Raw genomic sequence first — 18250 nt, 5'->3', positions numbered from 1 at the left:
TTTACTTATAGACCATTTTCGCCGCGATTTCATCAATCGCGTGCCGCATTTCCTCCTTCGTATTATAAAAATGGGGAGCGAGACGGATAACATTGTCCCGCGGCGCGCAAATCACTTTTTTCTTCTTCAGCAACGCCGCCGTTTCCGATGCCCGCTCATCCCGGATCGCAACCATGCCCGGCTGAATCCCCTCTTGTCCTGCCGCCAGCTTCAGGCCTTTTTCAGCGGTATATTGAACTGCATCGGCACAGATCGTTTTCACATGATCCCGGATATGAGAAACCCCAATATGATTCAGCAGCGATAAAGCCGCTGCAGCTGCGTATACGCTGATAAAAGCTGGGGTGCCCGTTTGAAAACGACGCGCGTCTTTTGCATAAACCCCATCAAATCCGTTCTCTCTGCCGAACCAAGCTGATGCTTTCGGCTTCAGTGCGTCAGCCAGCTCCTTTCTCACATAAAGAAACGCCACACCCGGTATGCCGAGCAAATACTTCCGGGTGCCTGCTGCCAGCATATCTACGCCCCATTCCTTCACATCAATGGGAATATGCCCGGCTGATTGATAAGCATCTACAAACAATAAAGAGCCCTTTCTCTGAGAAATCTCGGCAATCGCTTTTATATCCTGAACATAGCCGTCACGATAATGAACGTGAGGAACACACGTCAGTACTGTTTCATCCGAAATATGCGTTTCATACTGTTCAAGCGGCAGCACGCCGTCTATTGATGGAATGACGGATACGGTATAATCGGAGTGTGCCTGCCAAACATGAGGCACCGCCGGAAAATCCATATCTGTATATACAACGTGCTTCTTTCCAAATGCAGTTAAGGACGATGCTACAGAAACCAGCGCATCAGAAACTGACGGCACAATCGCCACTTCATCCGGTTCAGCCCCGATCAGCTTTGCAAACTCGTTTCTCGCAAACTCTGTTTTTTCGATCGCTTCTTTCCAGTTCGTCCCCATATACAGCAGGCTATCATGATAATCCTGGATCGCCCTTGATACTGACTCTGCCAATGCGCTCTGAGAACAGCTGGCAAGCATCGTATGCGTCTGCAAGGTTGGGAATAAATGACGATACTGCTGCGGCAAATGCTCCATTATGATTCACTCCTTTACATTATTTTGATGAAAAACCCATAAATAAACAATAGAATAAAAGAAAAAGGAGATGGGAGAATGAGAAAAAAAGTGCTGATCACTGGCTTTGACCCTTTTGACAAAGAAACCGTCAATCCATCATGGGAAGCGGCGAAACGGCTTAATGGTTTCGAGACGGAAGAAGCAATCATTACAGCGGAACAAATTCCTACTGTCTTTAGATCCGCTCTGGACACTCTGCGCCAAGCCATTCAAAAACATCAGCCAGATATCGTGATTTGTGTCGGCCAAGCAGGAGGACGGATGCAGATTACACCGGAACGAGTGGCGATCAACCTTGCAGATGCGCGAATCCCCGATAACGAAGGACAGCAGCCGATTGATGAAGAGATTTCTCCAGACGGACCCGCCGCTTACTGGACAGGGCTTCCCGTGAAACGAATGACTGCTAAGATGAAGGAACACGGCATTCCAGCTGCGGTTTCCTACACAGCGGGGACCTTTGTATGCAACTATTTGTTCTACGGGTTAATGGATCACATTAGCCGGACATCCCCGCGCATTCGCGGCGGTTTTATTCATATTCCTTACATTCCGGAGCAAACAATCGACAAAACAGCGCCGAGCCTCAGCCTGGACACGATTGTCCGGGCATTGAGAATCGCCGCTGTTACGGCCGCACAATATGATGAGGATGTGAAGTCACCGGGCGGTACGCTGCACTAAGCGGCCGCCGCTGTTTCTTCCCTCAGCCTCTTTTTATAGACAAACGCCGATAGGGTGACACTCACTTCAAACAGGACAAGAAGCGGGATCATCACGAGAAAATCAGAAATAAAATCAGGCGGTGTAATCAATATGGACACGACAATCAGCAGAAAATAGGAAAGCTTTCTCGCTTTGGCCAGTCTGTAAGGATTTAAGAGGCCCAGCCTTGTTAAAAACATCACCACCAAGGGCATCTCAAACAAGAAGCCGAACGGCAGGCTCAAATTCACCATAAACCTAAAGTAGCGGTCAGCCGTAAACATCGTTTCAAAGTGGCCGGAGGATAAATGAGTCAAAAAGCTGAGCACGATCGGAAACAAGACAAAGTATCCGAAGGAGATGCCCGCCAAAAACAACGCAAATAAACCTGGTATGTACATGAGCGTCACCTTGCGCTCCGTTTTCGTCAGCGCCGGTGCAACGAAACGCCACAGCTGGTACGCGGCAACAGGAATAGAAGCTGCAATGGCACAAATGCCGGAAAGCATCATATACACCCAGAGGATTTCACTCGGCCCAAGCACAGCCAGCTTTCCATCCAAATCCCTGATCAGCCAGTCATAAATGTCCTGTACGAACAAAAAAGCCGTGATGAGAAATAGTAAAAATGCCGCAAGGGTGACGATAATCCGGCGGCGAAGCTCTTCTAAATGCCCGATCAGATGGGTTTCTTTTTTATCCATTCAAAAAAGCCCTCCCTTTCATAAAAAAAGAGGCAGACCCGGTGTCTGCCTCATCAGCATTCAGCCCGCGTTTTTGTCCTGCTTTACCGCTGTCAGCTCAGCTGATTTCTCTTCTTTTTCATCACCAGACACAAGTGATTTTGTGGCGCTTTTAAATTCCAGCAGTGTCCGTCCGGCGGCACGCCCGATTTCCGGCAGCTTGGAAGGGCCAAAAATAATGAGGGCGATGACGAAGATCAGAATCAAGCCCGGTATTCCAATGTTTGAAAACATAATTTCCACTCCTTAATTCGTGATTTTTGCCCGCTTCTTAATCATTTGTTTTTCGTGGGCTTTGTTGTGCGCAAAGAAACGATCCTCTTCGACCTCATCGGATTGCTTCACCCCGCCTTGGATTGTTGTGGATGATACCTTTCTCAACCCAGTTTGGTCTTTCTGGTAAACGAATGAAGCCCGCGTGGAAATGGCTGCGCCCGGCTCGGTCACAAACGGCATCACCCGATAATCGGCTTTCCACTGGTGAGGCGTCACTGTACAGCGGACATATCCGCGATAGTCGTTAAAGAACTTGATGTGCGGATTTTCTTTTAAAATTTGGTCCGTATCCGCTCGCTTATCGGCTCCGTTTCCTCCGGATGTGATCGAGGTTCCAACAAATTCGGCTCCGAATATTTTTGAACTTGTCTTCTCGAAATCGACATGCAAATTCGATGCCCAGCTTGCGTGTACATCACCTGTCAGTACGACAACATTATTCAGATTTTTGCTTTTAATGAAATTGATAACCCGTTCGCGCTGAGCCGGGTAGCCGTCCCACGAATCCATGCTGTAGATCGGACTTGCGCTTGTCCCGAAATTCCACTTTGCAAAGAAAATCTGCTGCGCCAGCACATTCCAGTGGGCTGTCGAGCTGCCCAAATTGTCGAAGAGCCACTGCTCCTGTTCTTTTCCAAGCAGGGTCCGATTCGGATTGCGCGATTCATCAGAAGGCGGCTTATTGCCGTCGTTATTGGCTTGGTCGTCCCTGTACTGGCGGGTATCAAGCACATTGAAGGACGCCAGGTTTCCGTACGTAAAGTGCCGGTACAGCTGCATATCTGGGCCATTCGGCAAAGAGGAAATGCGGAGCGGCATATGTTCATAGTATGCCTGGTATGCTGCCGCGCGGCGGAGCACGAATGCTTCAACCGACTGTCCTTTTTCAGGTATTTTATTGGCATAGTTGTTTTCAACTTCATGGTCATCCCAAGTTACAACCCAAGGGAATGCCGCATGTGCAGCTTTAAGATTGGCGTCAGAACGGTATTGAGCGTGACGGTTCCGATAGTCTTGCAGCGTAATGATTTCCGCGCTGTTGTGCGTGCGGACATTGCCTGTTTTTGATACATATTCATTTGGGCCGTATTCATATATGTAATCACCGAGATGGAAGACAAGATCAAGCTTTTCCTTTGCCATATGCTTGTAGGCCGTATAATATCCGTGCTCATATTGCTGGCAGGAAGCAAATGCAAAGGTCATTTGCGGCACATTGGCGCCAGGGGCAGGCAGTGTTTTTGTTTTTCCGACAGGGCTTAGTTCATGGCCGGTTTTGAAACGGTAATAGTACACTTTGTTTGGCTCAAGCCCGTCCGCTTCCACATGAACGGAATGGGCAAGACTCGGTTTAGCCATTTCAGTGCCTTTTCTTACGATTTTACGGAAATGCTCATCCTTTGCGACCTCCCATTTGACAGGCACTGCTTGCTTCGGCATTCCCCCGCCATTCAGCGGATCTGGTGCCAGGCGTGTCCAAAGCACGACGCTGTCAGAAAGCGGATCACCTGACGCTACCCCTAATGTAAACGGATAGCTTGAGAATTTAGGCGCAGCATTTACTTCAAAGGCCCCAACCGACTGGGCAATCGTTAATCCAAGAGAAAGTCCTGCAATCTTCCCCGCTCCTTGAATAAATTTACGGCGGTCAAACGTATTGTTTTGAAAGCTTTCCTCTTTCAGTTTCTGTACCCATTCATCAAAACGTCTGTCGTATGCCATTCAAGATCCCCTCTCTCCTCATTGATCGTCTCCATTATAGGAAATCATTGTTAAACGACTGTGAAGAAGTGTGAACCGATTGTAAGCGCTGAACATCAAAAACAGGTCTTCCCTCACAAGCCTGCCGCTGAAACATGCCGAAAGCTGGCTGAATGACGCGTTTTCTGCATATCCTGTCGTTTGCAAGCCGCCCATTCGGACTATTTTTCTTCACATGATCTTAAAAAAACAAAAACACCGAGCCATTTCGCAGAATGACTCAGTGCCTTATCAGTTATTTCGAAAACAATCTGCTGAAAAAGCCCTTCTTTTTCGGCTTTTCAGCAGGAGGCTCTTGTTCTCTTACAATCCCTTTTTCCTTCGCTTCTTTCAGCCAAAATGGAAATTCAGCAAGCAGAGCATCATAAAGCTCATCATCAGAAATGCGGTCAATCTCTTCGATATGCAGGAAGTTCGTGTTATCAATGACACGCCCTTCTAACGTATTTAGTTTATTGAGAAAATCAAAGTTTCCGTTTCCGATGCCGACAAACTGCCAGAACACCGGTTTATCAGAAGAAGCTTCAATTATCGGTTTGATTGACTTTTTACAGCCCCCGTCATTGATAAAAACAATGAAAGCAGGATACGAGCTCGGTTCCTCCGCAACATATTTGCGCAGCACGTCCTTCATGACTGGCGGCTCATCATTTCTGCCGAATTTATGCAAGCTGTCATTATTTAAAATTTCACGATCGACATAGCCCGAAAAATCCTTTTCTGAAACTGGCTTTAATCGGGAAAATTCATTATCATACACCCATACATCCAGCAAACCGTTATCATCAAACTGATCAGCCACTGCCAAAATCCGCTCCACCACATTTTGAACCGTCCCGTTTTTGTAGAGCGGTCTCATCGATCCCGTCATATCAAGAACCAGTCCGACACGAGCCGTCACCTTCGTTAACTGCTTTTTCTCCAGTACGATCTTTACACTTTTCTTTTGCAGGTCAATTGTTGCCATTCTGTCATCTCCGTCAACTCTTTTTTTTTCGATTATCTCACAGGCATATTTTCCATTGCATCTTTTCAAAGAAAAACACCGTTCAATTTGAACGGTGTCCTGTCTCTAAAATGTGTTATATACATTTTCACACGTCTCCGCCGTCGGCTGATAAAAGCAGTGTGACTTAAATCTGGCCACAAACGGCTGGTTATACCACTGGGCTGGACAGTCCCCCTCCGGCCTGAAGTACCACAAACTAAATTTTGCCGGCCAGCGTCTTTCACCGTTAATCGACCGCCGTGCAAGGGCACGCTCGCTATCTCGCGCCCTTTGATAAAAATATCCATGAGTCACAGCCTCAAACGCGTGTGGCTGATAAATCATCTGCCTGATGGTGCGGAGGCCTTTAAAATCTGAGCAATTCGCCCGCAGCCGATTAATTCCAACGTTGCCGACAAGCAGCATCCCCTGCTTGCCTTCACCTTCCGCTTCCGCTCTGAGCAGCCTTGCCATCAAATCAACATCCGCACTCGTTGCTCTCACGACCGCCATCACGTCACCTCCCCTTCATCTCTTTTCATCATATTTCATTACTTCAAAAGTGATGACGGAGGGACAGAGAAGTTTTTAAATTCATTCATCTAACGTCAAAGCAGCGTCCGGTGCGGTACAAGCTTCATGTTTCCGCTGTCGAAGCGCCGCAGCCTCAATTCCTGGATTCACATCATTGACCCCTCCCCAGCAGATTTGCACCCGCCTCCGAAAAGAAATAAGGTTTAACTTTTTACATTTGAGGAATTATACATAACAAATCAAATGACAAAAGGAGGAATTGCAATGACACATGTGAAAGCGCTCGCTATTAAAGGTATTATGACGATTATTGTGTTGTATCTGGTGCTTGGTCTGGGCTTTGGTTTCACGTTTGGTGATACGCTGCTAATGACGATTGTGTTAGGGGTTATTTCTTATTTGCTGGGCGATCTTTATGTATTGCCGAAATGGAATAATATGATTGCAACTTTGGCTGATTTTGGCTTGGCCTTTCTCGTGATTTGGCTGATGGGCATGCCGCTTTCTATGGGGATGACTGGCGGTGAAGTTGCATTGGCGGCTTTATTCGGCGCGATCGTCATGGCAATCGGTGAATATTGCTTCCATTTCTATATGATGAGCAAAGAGATTGGCAAGAAGCATTATCTTGAAACAAGAACAGACTCATAATGGAAAGGCCGGTGCTGACAGCATCGGCCTTTTATACATATTGGGCGCCTTTGTTTACGCATCCTGCTTGTCCGCATTCCTGATCGCCATGTAGGAAAAGAACAATCCGAATGCCGCTAACGATAACGGGATATACACAACAGATGAAATCGAGAAGCCCGGACTTGTTGAACTGATGAGCATCACAATTACTACAGATGAAATGATGGTCGCCGGAACTGAGTGTCTACGCATCCCAAAAAAGATGGGAACTAAACTGGTTCCAGCGGCGCCAAAAGCGAAAACCGCCATTTTGACCGCCTGTTGAGAAATGATCTCGGAAGTAAGCTCTCCCGGTATGAAATGGTAGATCGAGTTCAGCCAAAAGAAACCAGCGGCTATGAGTATATTTGAAAGTAAAATCGTGATAAACGTCAGTCCGCTCGCGATCATGAGCTTAGCGGTGAGCAGCTTTTTACGGCTGATCGGGTACGTGAACATCACAAGAATGGTTTTGTTTTTATATTCCGAAATCACCAATTTTACGATCAGCACAGCGCCAAATACGATAAATACTGCTCTGACGAAGGTGCCGATGATGAGGAATGCTTCATCCGTACTTTGGAACGAAACCCCGCCATCGGCTTTTTCGGAATAACTGATCAGCCACATAAAGCCCATAATGATCACGTTGGCAATGAGGGCACCTCTGATATACCAGCCCATTTTCATTTTTCTTAATTCGATTCTGATCAAATTCATCAACGTGTCTCTCCTCCTTTACGCACTGATGCTATTGCCGTTGATCAATTTGATAAAATAATCCTCCAGCGACGTATACTTTCTGTTCAATGATTCAATGTCTACATCATTTAAAATCAGCGCTTTGGATATAGAAGCCTGTGAGGCTTCGGCTTCGTAAATTCGGATTGTTTTCTCATTTAAAATTTTAAAGTTGGTTAATTGCAGCTCTTTCTCAAGAACGAAGCAGGCCTTTGTCTGATTCGATGTAACAAGCTCGATGTATTCAGTGTTCTGTCCCCTGACATCCTCCATTGATACCTCTTCAAGCAGCCTGCCGTCCCGAATGACGCCGATCGTGTCCGCAATTTGTTCGATTTCACTCAGCAAGTGGCTTGAGATCAGCAGCGTCATCCCGTACTCTTTGCTCAGCACTTGAAACAATTGCCTGATCTTTTTAATGCCGATAGGGTCAAGACCATTCACCGGCTCATCCAGAATGAGCAGATCCGGCTTCGTGAGGATGGCACGCGCAATTCCAAGGCGCTGCTTCATCCCGAGGGAAAAGGTTTTGACGGGTTTTTTGTCGATTTGTTTTAAATTCACCATATCCAGCACTTCTTGTATGGCTTTTTTATTGTGGTATCCCATATATTCACAATGCAGATCTAAATTTTCTTCAGCTGTCAGGTTTTCATAAAAAATCGGATATTCAATCATGCTGCCGATGTTCCCCAGTACCTCATATGACGTGTGGGTGAACTTGTTCCCAAGGATGATGATTTCACCGCTAGTCGGTTTGACAAGGCTCGTCAGCATTTTCATAATGGTTGTTTTCCCCGCGCCGTTCGGGCCGAGAAAGCCATAGATTTCACCTTTTTTAATATGCATGCTGACATTGGATACGACCTCTTTGCCCTGATACGTTTTGGTCAGTCCGTTTGTTTGTACGATATAAGTCAACTTTGTTGCTCCTTCCCTCTCTTTTCCTGTTTTCTATTGTAGCGGCGAGCCCTGTCATTTTTATTTCTCAAACCTTAAGAAATTCTTACGATTAATATGTCATGCGTTTCAATGTGATCGTAAATGCAGTCCGTTCGTACGGCTTGCTTTGGACGGATATGGTGCCTCCCATTTTTTCTATAAGCCGTTTTGTGATGGTTAAACCCAGTCCGCTTCCTTGAAATGCTTTATTTCTGGATTCTTCAAGTGTGTACAGCCTCTCAAACACCCGCTGCTGATCGGTTTCACTAATCCCTTTTCCGCGATCCCATACGGTGATGGCGATGTTCCTCTCATCATAAGACAGCGTCAGGCCGATTAACTTGCCGGCCGCGCCATATTGAATCGCATTGGACAATAGGTTTTGCAGGATTCTGTCCAGAGCCTCTTCATTCGCCTGCGCATACACCGGCGTATCGGGAATATCGATGGCTGCTTGAAAGCCTTTTGACTGAACAGTGTCATAATAGTGAAGGATATTTCGTTTGCATATGTCGTTCATATGTACTTTGGTGATCGGGATCTCTTTATCTTCAGATTCTAATTTCGCTAAATCAAAAAAGGAATTGATCATCTGAATAAGTTCATTTGTTTTCTGGCGGAGCTTCCCCAGCAATCTTTCCCGCTCTTCGTCCGGCATGTTCGGGTCACTTTGAATGGCTTCGATATAACCGAGAATGACCGTTAACGGCGTTTTCAGGTCGTGCGACATATTGGTCAGCATCCGCTTCATGGATTGCTCTGTTTTGGCAAATTGGGCGCTGATCTGCTGACGATTCTCAACGATAAGATTGATGTTTACAAGCAAGTCTTTGAGCGCATGATCGTCTGTAGGAAGCAAAATTTGTCCTGCCGAATCCCGGCTGAGCATGTAGCTAAGCTGGTCAGCCGTGTAAGCCAGATTCCCGTCCCGCTTCTTTTTCATTATGAATTGAATCACATTCAGACACGCCAGAGCGATGACAGCGGCCACCCATAGCACTGTCATTCTAAAACTCTCCTAATTTATAACCGATGCCCCATAGCGTTTTAATATATTGAGGGGAGGAGGGGTCATCCTCAATCTTTTCTCTGAGCCGCCGCATATGTACGTTAATGATGTTCTGATCATCAAAGTACTCTTCATTCCAGACGGAACGATAGATTTGTTCTTTCGTAAACACTTTTTTAGGATTTGATGCAAATAAGCACAGCAGCTGCCATTCTGTTGACGTCAGCTGGAGCGGTTGTCCGTTTTTCAAAACGGAAACATTGTCTACGTCTATCGCAAGCTGGTGAATCCGGATCACCTTATTCACAGCCGGCTCCTCTGCCGAATATTGCGTCGCCCGCCGTATCGCGGCTTTTACTCTGGCTGTCAGCTCAATCATCGAAAACGGTTTGGCGATATAATCATCCGCCCCAAAGCCCAGTCCCAATGCCTTGTCCACATCACCGTCTTTTGCCGAAATCATTAAGACCGGTATATTGCTTTTTTCCCGGATGATTTTCAGAAAATCCATGCCGTTCAGCTTCGGGAGCATGATATCAAGGAGGACCAAATCGTATGAACCCTGCTGAAACAGCCGGATGCCCTCTTCTCCGTCGAAAGCATGCACAATTTCAAAGCCTTCTTTTGTTAAATAATGATCCACCATTTCACTGATTGAGTGGTCGTCTTCTACAAGCAATATGCGCTGCATCTTCTCACCTAACCTTTACAAAATCAAAAAACACACACGTAATTACACTTATTGTAATTGAAAAACGTGTGTGTTTTATAAAAATTATTCTTTTTTTCCTGTTTTCAGCTTCCTGTATTCTATGCCCGTAATGACAAAGAATACGGCAGCGCATCCAATGACTTGAATAAGCCCCAGCCGTTCACCGAGAAATAAAGCTCCATAGAAAATCGTCAGGATAGGCCCTGCCATTGAAATGGCGGCGGCTCGCTGTGCCCCGATTCGTTTTATGCCCTCAAGCATTAGCACAAATGGAATCACAGTGGTCACGACTGCAATTACCGCGAACAAACCATACATAGCAAGCGGATATGCTGCCATTGGCGTATTCATGCCAGCCGCCGATTTTATCCCTGTGTAAAGCATCATGGCAGCTCCAGCAGCTGTCATCCCGTATGCATTGAGACGGATCCCCCCGATTTGATGGACGAGATGCCCGGAAAGGACAAGATAAGCAGCATAGACCGCCGAAGATAACAAAATGAATACAGCTCCAATCATATTCGCCTGGAAAAGCTCAGCATTCCAGCCGCCCAGCGCCAAGAAAAGCCCAAACATGACCGCCAGAACTGCGAAAAGGTCCTGAATTGAGGACATTTTCCGGTCACGACACGCGGTGAATCCAAACACAAACAACGGATAGCTCATCAGCAATATACGTTCAACCATTGCGGATACATGGTTCAGCCCGATAAAATCAAGCAAGGGAGACAGAAAAAAACAAAACACTCCCGCGCCACAAGCCTTCCATAGGTCTCCTTTTTTCTTACCGTCTGGCATTGGAGGTCGGTATATTAAAAAAATCAGCCAAAACAGCGGAACAGCCAGCAGCTGCCTGTATAGCAGCACGGCATCTGGCTCAGCACCCATTTGGTATGCCCATTTTATCCAAATCGATTTAGACGCAAAACAAACTGTTCCGATCAGCAAAAAAATCGTACCTGCTGCGGCCTCACGAATCTTACTCTGCTCTTCTGCTCTCATCTCAGCTCAGCTTTTCTCCTTTACTTATTCAAATGCTTTTGGATAAAATCCAGAAGCGTATATCCTTGAGCAGTCAGAATAACACCTTTGCCGCTGCAGGCCGGGCAAGGTGTTCCTTTGATTTCTCCCGCTCTTTCACATTTAGGACATGCGACCTCAAGATCATCAGTTGCAATGACCATTTGATATCCTCCTTTCTAACTCATCTGCTATGCCACCACCAGCCATCGTCCATTGGCCGTCACCTCCTTTAAGAAACACAAAAACCCCCGTCCTATGCAAAGGACGAGGGTCTCGCGGTACCACCTTTATTAACAGCTATACAGCCATTCACTCTAAGTACAGAAAACCTATGTTTCGATACTCCTCTCTTGGTAACGGGGAGAGAAACCCGGCATCGCCTACTATCCGTTCAGCAAAGCAATTCAGAAGCCCATTCGGCATCAGGGGAGGATCGGTTCACACCTGCCACCGACTCTCTGAACCTCCATTCTGATGCGTACTTGCTCTTCCTCACGATTGTTGATCCGTTCTATTATTTGTAGAGTTTATAATACTCGGTTCATGAAACGAAGTCAATTCTTAATCCGATGTTACACCGAGTGCTTCTAGCGCCATATTGACGTGCTCCTCCTGCTGTGTTTGCAGAGCGAATTTAGCTATTTCCAGCGGATATGCCGCTTGCATCTCTGAGATGTGTTCCTGCATTTTGGCCCATTTCCGGCCGCCTGCTTGATCATAGTATTCAAGCAAACGGGCAGTTTCTTTTTCTCCGAAAATGGTTTGATAAAGAACAAAATCCTTGGCTGGGTCAGCAACCTTCGCTTCTGTCCAATCCAGAAGTCCTGTGACACGTCCATTTTGATCGATAAGGATATGCGGCGGGTGGAGATCGCCGTGTATCAAAGAAGAGAAACCCGGCCAGTATGCATCATCATCTATCCACTTTTGCCATCTTTCCCAAAGCGTCGTAGATACGCCAAGCTTATTCTTCACATCAACCATAGAGTCTGCTGTCATTTGCCTGAAATCTTCTGGCCTTATCACTTCTATTCCGGATTGCCCAGCAGATATTTGATCCGTGCCATGTAATTCAGCCAGTATGTCGGCAAGTGTGCGGACAAAGTCGTCTGACGGCGGCTGATGATTCATATTCCAAACATATTGCTTTTGTTCCAAATCAATCCCGGCCGCCGGCGTTCCTTTTAACATGGGGTAAGCGATCAATTCCGGCGTGTGAATTCTCCAATCCGGCACATCAGCAGTCAGATTCGCGCGGAGAAAGGCAAGCGTTCTGCCTTCCGCGGATGCTCTTTCCACAACATCACTTCGCCGCGGTTTTCGCAGCACCCATGGCATACCTGTGTCGTCCTTGGCAAATACAACTTGAAAGTCCATTCCGGTTTCATTCAATTGCGCGTTCTCAGAATGAACCGTCAAACCTTGGCTGCGTGCAAGCCCGACAATCTCAGTGATAAGCTGTTTTTCGTTAAGGTTTGTCATCCCATTTCCCCTTTCTCATGCTCCGGCCTGCAGTAGAGAGAAGGGATGCTTGAAGGCACAAAAAAGGGCAGGCACGCCACCCTCTTTTTTGATAATCATGTAAGGGCTCATACATAGGCGGATTCATCCCGATTCTCTCGCATTCAGGCGAGAGTTGTTCACTATTGAATTCGTGTCACTCGGAATCTCATGAATGCCATGCTGGAACCCCTCCGTTCTTTGTTTGTTGATTATCATTTTACATCATATTCCAATTTCAATCTACTAGAACAATAAATCAAGTCACTGGAGCAGGATTAAACAAGCACAAATCATTATGAAGACCCCAACGGTCTGCCCACGTTTGTTTGCGGCCGCTTGCCACATCCAAAATCGTCCTGAAGATTTCCCAGCCTACATCTTCGATACTGGCCTCTCCTGTCGCGATTCGGCCGGCATTGATATCGATTAAATCTGCCCAATGCTCTGATAAGGAATGCCGCGTCGATACTTTCAGCACCGGCGCAGCAGCCAGGCCATATGGTGTTCCCCTCCCTGTCGTAAACACCTGCAGATTCATGCCCGCAGCCAGCTGCAGGGTGCCGCACACAAAATCGCTTGCCGGTGTCGCCGCGAACAGCAGGCCTTTTTGCTCTGCTCTTTCACCAGGACCGAGCACGCCGGAGATGGGGCTTGTGCCTGATTTCGCTACCGAGCCTAACGCTTTTTCCACCACATTGGATAATCCGCCTTTTTTATTGCCTGGTGACGGGTTTGCGCTTCGGTCTGCGTCTCCCCGCCGGAGATAGCTGTCATACCACTTCATCTCTTTGATCAGTGATTGTCCGACCTCTTCACTGACAGCCCGCGGCGTTAATAAATGAATGGCATCCCGCACCTCTGTCACTTCAGAAAACAAAACCGTTGCACCTGCGCGAACCAATAAATCAGCCGCATACCCCACGGCAGGGTTCGCCGTCACGCCGGAAAACGCATCACTGCCGCCGCATTGCAGGCCGATAACCAGATCCGAAACAGGGCATGACACCCGGGTTCTGCTGTTCAGCCTGATTAACCGTTCCTCCGCCATTTCCAAAATGGATTGGATCATCGCCGCAAAACCCCGGTGATCCTGGAGCGATAGAATGTCATCATCATTTTCGGAGGCAATTCTTTCCGGGAGGAGCTTTTCACATCCCAATCCGATTACCATTACTTCTCCGCCGAAGTTCGGATGCTTCGCGAGATTTTGAATCGTGCGGATCGGAATAACAGCGTCGGGCGCATTGATCGCCACGCCGCATCCGTATTGATGATGCAGCGGCACAACGTCATCGACATTTGGGTATTTCGGCAGCAGCTCTTCTTTTATTCGTTTGACTGCATAATCCAAAACGCCAACAACACATTGAACACTTGTCGTGATGCCGAGAATATTTTTTGTCCCCGCACTGCCATCCGCATTTCGGTATCCTTCAAACGTGTAGCCTTCAAGAGGGGCCGCGGCTGCGGCACCCTGTTTGCGAGAGGAAGATCGTCTAACGCCGGAGGAGCGGGCATCCTCACGAGGGCTTCCCGTATCCAGCTCCCGCGTTTGATCGTCTCATCAGCAAATCCGATCACCTCTCCGTAACGCACGATCTCGTCCCCTTGATTGAGATCGGTGAGGGCCACCTTATGGCCTTGAGGAACATCCTCTTCAAGTACGAGCCCGCATGAGAAAACTGTACCCTTTGGCAGTCCTCCATCATTTACAATAATCGCGGTGTTATCTATTTCATGCACTTTGATGTAAAGGGGCGCTTGGTTCTTCCTGAGGTTCATCGCCATATGAAAATCACTCCTCATATCTTAGTAAGCGTTTTCTAAATTGGTTTTAAAAAAACCGCAGCTCTTACGTTTCAACTGCGGTTGCTCACCATTATTTTTCATCCATTCCTTTTAGAATTTTGTCACGGACAAATTTCAGATGCTCATACATGTGGTAATGTGCTTTGTACGGATCTCTTTTGGCAAGGGCGTCGTAGATTTTTTTGTGATATTCGACCGTTACATCTCTCTCCCTGTACGGAATTTGGCTGTCAATTTTCGCATGGGTGATCAGCAGGGACTGAATCATCCCTTCAACGACGGGGTTATTGGCGCTTAACGCAATAATTCGATGGAACTCTTTATCCGCTTCACCATAAAGATTGTCAGTGCTGTTGGCAATATCGTCGATCGTCTTCTGCAAGCGCTGAAGCTCTTCCTCATTGATTTTTTCCGCGGCAATTGTCACGAGTCCGAGTTCTAGCGCCATCCGCGCTTCAATGATAGCCGGAAGATTATCAGTGGCCAAGGCAAGCATGACGGAAAATGGCTGCATGCCGATTTTATCGTTGAAATATGTGCCCCCTCGTGTTTTTCTCGTAATGACGCCCAGCGTTTCAAGTGAACTGAGTGCCTCCCGAAGCACCGGCCTGCTGACATGCAAAATGTCCATCAGTTCCATTTCTGTCGGCAATTTGTCTCCGGCCCTCAACTGTCCGCTCAATAATAAATGGACAATCCGTTCGATGACCTGCTTGGCTAATGTTTTCCGATTGACTGTATCGACTTTCAAATCCTCTAAACCTTCGTACACGAACAACTCTCCCTTCAGTTGTTCAATTGTAAGACAAAATAGCGGATATGACAATATTTACAAACAAACTTATCGCACAAGACACGGGCGCTTCCGGTCAAATTCCCAGTTGCTGATCAGGAACTGCATTGGGATCGCGTCATTCCGTGCGCCTAAATTCATTTTCCGGTAGATCTCATGCGCTTTTTCCACTTGTTCCATATCAATATCGACGCCTAGCCCTGGCTTATCCGGCACCTTGACACAGCCAGAAGAAATCTCAAAAGGCTGTTTCGTTAATCGCTGCCCGTCCTGCCAGATCCAATGGGTATCAATCGCCGTGATCCGCCCCGGAGCCGCTGCTGCCACATGGGTAAACATCGCAAGGGAAATATCAAAGTGGTTGTTGGAGTGCGAGCCCCATGTCAAACCCCAATCATGGCACATTTGCGCAACCCGCACCGACCCTTGCATCGTCCAAAAATGCGGATCAGCCAGCGGTATATCCACCGCATGGAGCTGAATTGCGTGACCCATTTCCCGCCAGTCAGTCGCAATCATATTTGTCGCAGTCGGAAGCCCTGTCGCACGGCGGAATTCAGCCATTACTTCACGAGCGGAGTAGCCATTCTCATCCCCGCACGGATCTTCCGCATACGCGAGCACATCTTGCTTTCCTTTGCATAATGCAATAGCTTCCTCTAATGACCATGCCCCGTTCGGATCAAGAGTGATCCTTGCCTCTGGAAAACGTTTCGATAATGCGGTAACAGCTTCGATTTCCTCTTCTCCCCGCAGCACCCCGCCTTTCAACTTGAAATCCTGAAAGCCATAGCGCTCCTGTGCTGATTCGGCAAGACGCACAATGGCCTCCGGCGTCAGCGCTTCCTCATGGCGCAGACGGAACCACGCACAATCTGACTGCTCATCGCTTTGATACGGCAAGGTCGTCCGCTTTCGGTCGCCGATGTAAAAGAGGTAACCGAGCATTTTTACTTCATCACGCTGCTTCCCTTCGCCCAGCAAAGCCGCGACCGGTTCCTGAAGAAACTTTCCAAGCAAATCTAACAAAGCCGCTTCCAGTGCGGTGACGGCGTGCACAGTGGTGCGCAAATCAAACGTCTGGTTTCCTCGCCCTCCCCTGTCCTGATCGCCAAACTGCTTTCTGACCGTTTGCAATATCGCTTGGTACGCACCGATAGATTTTCCGACAACAAGCGGCTCTGACAGCTCCAGTGTGCGGCGAATATGCTCTCCGCCAGGCACCTCGCCGACTCCCTGATTTCCGCTGCTGTCCGTTAAGATTACGATATTCCGGGTAAAAAACGGGCTGTGTGCTCCGCTTAGATTCAGCAGCATGCTGTCATGTCCCGCAACAGGAATCACCTTCATTTCAGAAATTGAGGGAATATTCGATCTTTTCTCTTTTTGAACCTGCTCTTGTATCGGTGAACTCATGCATTTTCCTCCCTTTATAAAGCGCTTTCATAAATATTAGACAGGCAACGATTGATCGGGGTCTTGTTCTTGTTTCTTTAACACGACCCGTTTGATCGGCCCGACCAGCAGCAAATAGCTGAGGATCGCCGCAATCGCGTTAGCGCCGACAAACACAAGCGCGCCATTAAAAGATCCAGTGGCATTAACAATGTATCCGATAATAATCGGTGTTGTAATCGAGGCAATATTGCCGAAAGTGTTGAACAAACCGCCGCTTAATCCTGCACATTCTTTCGGAGACGTGTCCGACACGACAGCCCAGCCCAATGCGCCGAAGCCTTTTCCGAAAAACGCGAGCGACATAATAACAACGACAAGCCACGCTGAATCTGTATAGTTGCAGACAATCATACTGCAAGACAGCAGCATGCCGGCAATGATTGGCACTTTTCTTGCAAAGGTCAGTGAACGGCCTTTTTTGAGTAAGATGTCTGACACAATGCCCCCAAGGACGCCGCCGGCAAATCCGCACAGCGCCGGCAGGGAAGCGACAAACCCAGCTTCAAGAATAGACATGCCGCGGGCCTGAACCAAATATACCGGAAACCATGTGAGAAAGAAATAGGTGAGAGTCGTAATACAGTATTGCGCGATGTACACGCCAATCAGCATGCGGTTCGTTAACAGCTGTTTGATATACGGCCATTTCGATTCTGTTTCTTGTTTGCTTTTACTGTCATCCATGGAAATCAGCCCGCCGCCCTGTTCGATGTACGCAAGCTCAGCTTCATTAACCTTTGGGTGTTTTTTCGGTTCATACACCGTTTTTAGCCAGATGACAGCCAGAAGAATGCCCGCAATACCCATGACAACGAAGACGGAATGCCAGCCGAAAGAGTGGGTAAGCCAGCCCATTAAAGGAGAAAAAATGACGATTGCGAAGTATTGTGCTGAATTAAAAAAGGCTGAAGCTGTCCCGCGCTCGGAGCTTGGAAACCATGAGGCAACAACTCTGCCGTTTCCGGGAAATGAAGGCGCTTCTGATAAACCAACCAGAAAACGCAGTGCAAACAGCAGGATAATCGCTGTGCCGGCGGAGAAAAAGCCAATCGCCCCTTGCAGCAGCGTAAAAAACGACCAGAAAAAGATGCTTAACGCAATGATAGTCTTTGAACCAAAACGGTCCAGCAGCCAGCCGCCCGGAAGCTGTCCGATGACATAGGCCCAGCCAAAGGCAGAAAAGACATATCCCATGGCGACCGAGTCCAATCCCAAATCATGCTGGACGGAATCTCCAGTGATGGAAAGCGTCGCTCGATCCGCGTAGTTAATAGAGGTCACAAGAAACAGCATAAACACGATGAACCAGCGCACGGACGTTTTTTTGCCCGCCGGTGTAACACTCGCAAAGTCTTTTTTCATAGTATCTTCTCCTTTTCAAAGTAGAGAATCATATGCTGGCTGTGATAAAGCTGGGAAAGAGAC

The 18250-nt window shown here is 47.6% G+C and carries 20 protein-coding genes, 1 pseudogene and 1 other annotated feature; of the genes and pseudogenes, 3 read left to right on the top strand and 18 right to left on the bottom strand.

What is annotated here, in order from left to right; all coding sequences use genetic code 11:
* Window position 1 precedes the first annotated feature (1 nt).
* The gene (locus AC0OMA_RS01595; protein ID WP_474221837.1) at window positions 2-1114 is read right to left on the bottom strand and encodes an aminotransferase class V-fold PLP-dependent enzyme; all 1113 of its coding nucleotides are present in this window, start codon (window positions 1112-1114) and stop codon (window positions 2-4) included.
* A gap of 78 nt (window positions 1115-1192) precedes the next feature.
* Between AC0OMA_RS01595 and pcp the strand changes: the two genes are divergently transcribed.
* Window positions 1193-1840 (top strand): pyroglutamyl-peptidase I, encoded by a 648-nt coding sequence (gene pcp, locus AC0OMA_RS01590; RefSeq protein WP_474221836.1) that lies wholly within the window; start codon window positions 1193-1195, stop codon window positions 1838-1840.
* On the opposite strand, the gene tatC is transcribed toward pcp, so the two are convergent.
* From tatC to cwlJ, 6 genes are all read right to left on the bottom strand, one after another.
* Window positions 1837-2565 (bottom strand): twin-arginine translocase subunit TatC, encoded by a 729-nt coding sequence (gene tatC / locus AC0OMA_RS01585; RefSeq protein ID WP_015382674.1) that lies wholly within the window; start codon window positions 2563-2565, stop codon window positions 1837-1839. The two genes, pcp and tatC, sit on opposite strands and share 4 nt — an antisense overlap.
* Before the next feature lie 60 nt (window positions 2566-2625).
* Window positions 2626-2838 carry a sec-independent protein translocase protein TatAD gene (gene tatAD / locus AC0OMA_RS01580; protein ID WP_003223835.1) on the bottom strand — a complete coding sequence of 71 codons (213 nt, stop codon included), beginning with the start codon at window positions 2836-2838 and terminating at the stop codon, window positions 2626-2628.
* A gap of 12 nt (window positions 2839-2850) precedes the next feature.
* The gene (gene phoD, locus AC0OMA_RS01575) at window positions 2851-4602 is read right to left on the bottom strand and encodes an alkaline phosphatase PhoD (RefSeq protein WP_474221835.1); all 1752 of its coding nucleotides are present in this window, start codon (window positions 4600-4602) and stop codon (window positions 2851-2853) included.
* Window positions 4603-4620: 18 nt separating this feature from the next.
* Complete coding sequence (locus AC0OMA_RS01570) at window positions 4621-4797, bottom strand: hypothetical protein (RefSeq protein ID WP_003234785.1); 177 nt, start codon at window positions 4795-4797, stop codon at window positions 4621-4623.
* A gap of 79 nt (window positions 4798-4876) precedes the next feature.
* Window positions 4877-5608: a vWA domain-containing protein gene (locus AC0OMA_RS01565; RefSeq protein WP_474221834.1), complete on the bottom strand. Its 732-nt coding sequence runs from the start codon at window positions 5606-5608 to the stop codon at window positions 4877-4879.
* A 105-nt stretch (window positions 5609-5713) separates the two neighbouring features.
* On the bottom strand, window positions 5714-6142 hold the full coding sequence (gene cwlJ, locus AC0OMA_RS01560) for a cell wall hydrolase CwlJ (RefSeq protein WP_015715185.1): 429 nt from the start codon (window positions 6140-6142) through the stop codon (window positions 5714-5716).
* A gap of 285 nt (window positions 6143-6427) precedes the next feature.
* Here cwlJ and AC0OMA_RS01555 point away from each other — a divergent pair, with 285 nt between their 5' ends.
* Entirely contained in the window at window positions 6428-6814 is a 387-nt protein-coding gene (locus tag AC0OMA_RS01555; RefSeq protein WP_003246313.1) for a YndM family protein, read from the top strand.
* A complete protein-coding gene (locus tag AC0OMA_RS01550; RefSeq protein WP_119122840.1) occupies window positions 6774-6908 on the top strand; it encodes a hypothetical protein in 135 nt (44 codons plus the stop codon). Before AC0OMA_RS01555 ends, AC0OMA_RS01550 begins: the two co-directional genes overlap by 41 nt.
* Here AC0OMA_RS01550 and AC0OMA_RS01545 read toward each other — a convergent pair.
* The 11 genes and pseudogenes from AC0OMA_RS01545 to gudP form a co-directional block, all read right to left on the bottom strand.
* Window positions 6869-7555, bottom strand: coding sequence for an ABC transporter permease (locus AC0OMA_RS01545; RefSeq protein WP_080467383.1), 687 nt, complete (start codon window positions 7553-7555; stop codon window positions 6869-6871). The two genes, AC0OMA_RS01550 and AC0OMA_RS01545, sit on opposite strands and share 40 nt — an antisense overlap.
* Before the next feature lie 18 nt (window positions 7556-7573).
* Window positions 7574-8497 carry an ABC transporter ATP-binding protein gene (locus AC0OMA_RS01540; RefSeq protein WP_251218046.1) on the bottom strand — a complete coding sequence of 308 codons (924 nt, stop codon included), beginning with the start codon at window positions 8495-8497 and terminating at the stop codon, window positions 7574-7576.
* Between the two features lie 91 nt (window positions 8498-8588).
* Complete coding sequence (gene ycbM, locus AC0OMA_RS01535; RefSeq protein WP_181218142.1) at window positions 8589-9524, bottom strand: two-component system sensor histidine kinase YcbM; 936 nt, start codon at window positions 9522-9524, stop codon at window positions 8589-8591.
* A gap of 1 nt (window position 9525) precedes the next feature.
* Complete coding sequence (gene ycbL, locus AC0OMA_RS01530; RefSeq protein WP_100506714.1) at window positions 9526-10206, bottom strand: two-component system response regulator YcbL; 681 nt, start codon at window positions 10204-10206, stop codon at window positions 9526-9528.
* 96 nt (window positions 10207-10302) lie between these two features.
* Window positions 10303-11241, bottom strand: coding sequence for a DMT family transporter (locus AC0OMA_RS01525; RefSeq protein WP_474221833.1), 939 nt, complete (start codon window positions 11239-11241; stop codon window positions 10303-10305).
* Window positions 11242-11261: 20 nt separating this feature from the next.
* Window positions 11262-11423: an anti-TRAP regulator gene (gene rtpA / locus AC0OMA_RS01520; RefSeq protein ID WP_015382665.1), complete on the bottom strand. Its 162-nt coding sequence runs from the start codon at window positions 11421-11423 to the stop codon at window positions 11262-11264.
* A gap of 96 nt (window positions 11424-11519) precedes the next feature.
* Window positions 11520-11767: a binding site (T-box leader), on the bottom strand.
* A 56-nt stretch (window positions 11768-11823) separates the two neighbouring features.
* Window positions 11824-12744: a macrolide 2'-phosphotransferase MphK gene (gene mphK, locus AC0OMA_RS01515; RefSeq protein WP_047182023.1), complete on the bottom strand. Its 921-nt coding sequence runs from the start codon at window positions 12742-12744 to the stop codon at window positions 11824-11826.
* Between the two features lie 277 nt (window positions 12745-13021).
* A pseudogene (gene garD, locus AC0OMA_RS01510) lies at window positions 13022-14553 on the bottom strand (galactarate dehydratase).
* A gap of 91 nt (window positions 14554-14644) precedes the next feature.
* The gene (locus tag AC0OMA_RS01505; RefSeq protein WP_100506649.1) at window positions 14645-15346 is read right to left on the bottom strand and encodes a FadR/GntR family transcriptional regulator; all 702 of its coding nucleotides are present in this window, start codon (window positions 15344-15346) and stop codon (window positions 14645-14647) included.
* A gap of 69 nt (window positions 15347-15415) precedes the next feature.
* A complete protein-coding gene (gudD, locus tag AC0OMA_RS01500; protein WP_041340032.1) occupies window positions 15416-16783 on the bottom strand; it encodes a glucarate dehydratase in 1368 nt (455 codons plus the stop codon).
* A 36-nt stretch (window positions 16784-16819) separates the two neighbouring features.
* Entirely contained in the window at window positions 16820-18187 is a 1368-nt protein-coding gene (gudP, locus tag AC0OMA_RS01495) for a glucarate transporter GudP (RefSeq protein WP_003234818.1), read from the bottom strand.
* Window positions 18188-18250: the final 63 nt, after the last annotated feature.

Source organism: Bacillus sp. AMCV2 (assembly GCF_056033925.1).
This window is presented reverse-complemented; position numbering and strand designations above follow the sequence as displayed.

Bases quoted from the DNA above. Each gene is read 5' to 3' on its own strand.
- AC0OMA_RS01595 (WP_474221837.1), bottom strand. From the start codon at position 1,114: ATGGAGCATTTGCCGCAGCAGTATCGTCATTTATTCCCAACCTTGCAG.
- pcp (WP_474221836.1), top strand. From the start codon at position 1,193: ATGAGAAAAAAAGTGCTGATCACTGGCTTTGACCCTTTTGACAAAGAA.
- tatC (WP_015382674.1), bottom strand. From the start codon at position 2,565: ATGGATAAAAAAGAAACCCATCTGATCGGGCATTTAGAAGAGCTTCGC.
- tatAD (WP_003223835.1), bottom strand. From the start codon at position 2,838: ATGTTTTCAAACATTGGAATACCGGGCTTGATTCTGATCTTCGTCATC.
- phoD (WP_474221835.1), bottom strand. From the start codon at position 4,602: ATGGCATACGACAGACGTTTTGATGAATGGGTACAGAAACTGAAAGAG.
- AC0OMA_RS01570 (WP_003234785.1), bottom strand. From the start codon at position 4,797: ATGGGCGGCTTGCAAACGACAGGATATGCAGAAAACGCGTCATTCAGC.
- AC0OMA_RS01565 (WP_474221834.1), bottom strand. From the start codon at position 5,608: ATGGCAACAATTGACCTGCAAAAGAAAAGTGTAAAGATCGTACTGGAG.
- cwlJ (WP_015715185.1), bottom strand. From the start codon at position 6,142: ATGGCGGTCGTGAGAGCAACGAGTGCGGATGTTGATTTGATGGCAAGG.
- AC0OMA_RS01555 (WP_003246313.1), top strand. From the start codon at position 6,428: ATGACACATGTGAAAGCGCTCGCTATTAAAGGTATTATGACGATTATT.
- AC0OMA_RS01545 (WP_080467383.1), bottom strand. From the start codon at position 7,555: ATGAATTTGATCAGAATCGAATTAAGAAAAATGAAAATGGGCTGGTAT.
- ycbM (WP_181218142.1), bottom strand. From the start codon at position 9,524: ATGACAGTGCTATGGGTGGCCGCTGTCATCGCTCTGGCGTGTCTGAAT.
- AC0OMA_RS01525 (WP_474221833.1), bottom strand. From the start codon at position 11,241: ATGAGAGCAGAAGAGCAGAGTAAGATTCGTGAGGCCGCAGCAGGTACG.
- rtpA (WP_015382665.1), bottom strand. From the start codon at position 11,423: ATGGTCATTGCAACTGATGATCTTGAGGTCGCATGTCCTAAATGTGAA.
- mphK (WP_047182023.1), bottom strand. From the start codon at position 12,744: ATGACAAACCTTAACGAAAAACAGCTTATCACTGAGATTGTCGGGCTT.
- gudD (WP_041340032.1), bottom strand. From the start codon at position 16,783: ATGAGTTCACCGATACAAGAGCAGGTTCAAAAAGAGAAAAGATCGAAT.
- gudP (WP_003234818.1), bottom strand. From the start codon at position 18,187: ATGAAAAAAGACTTTGCGAGTGTTACACCGGCGGGCAAAAAAACGTCC.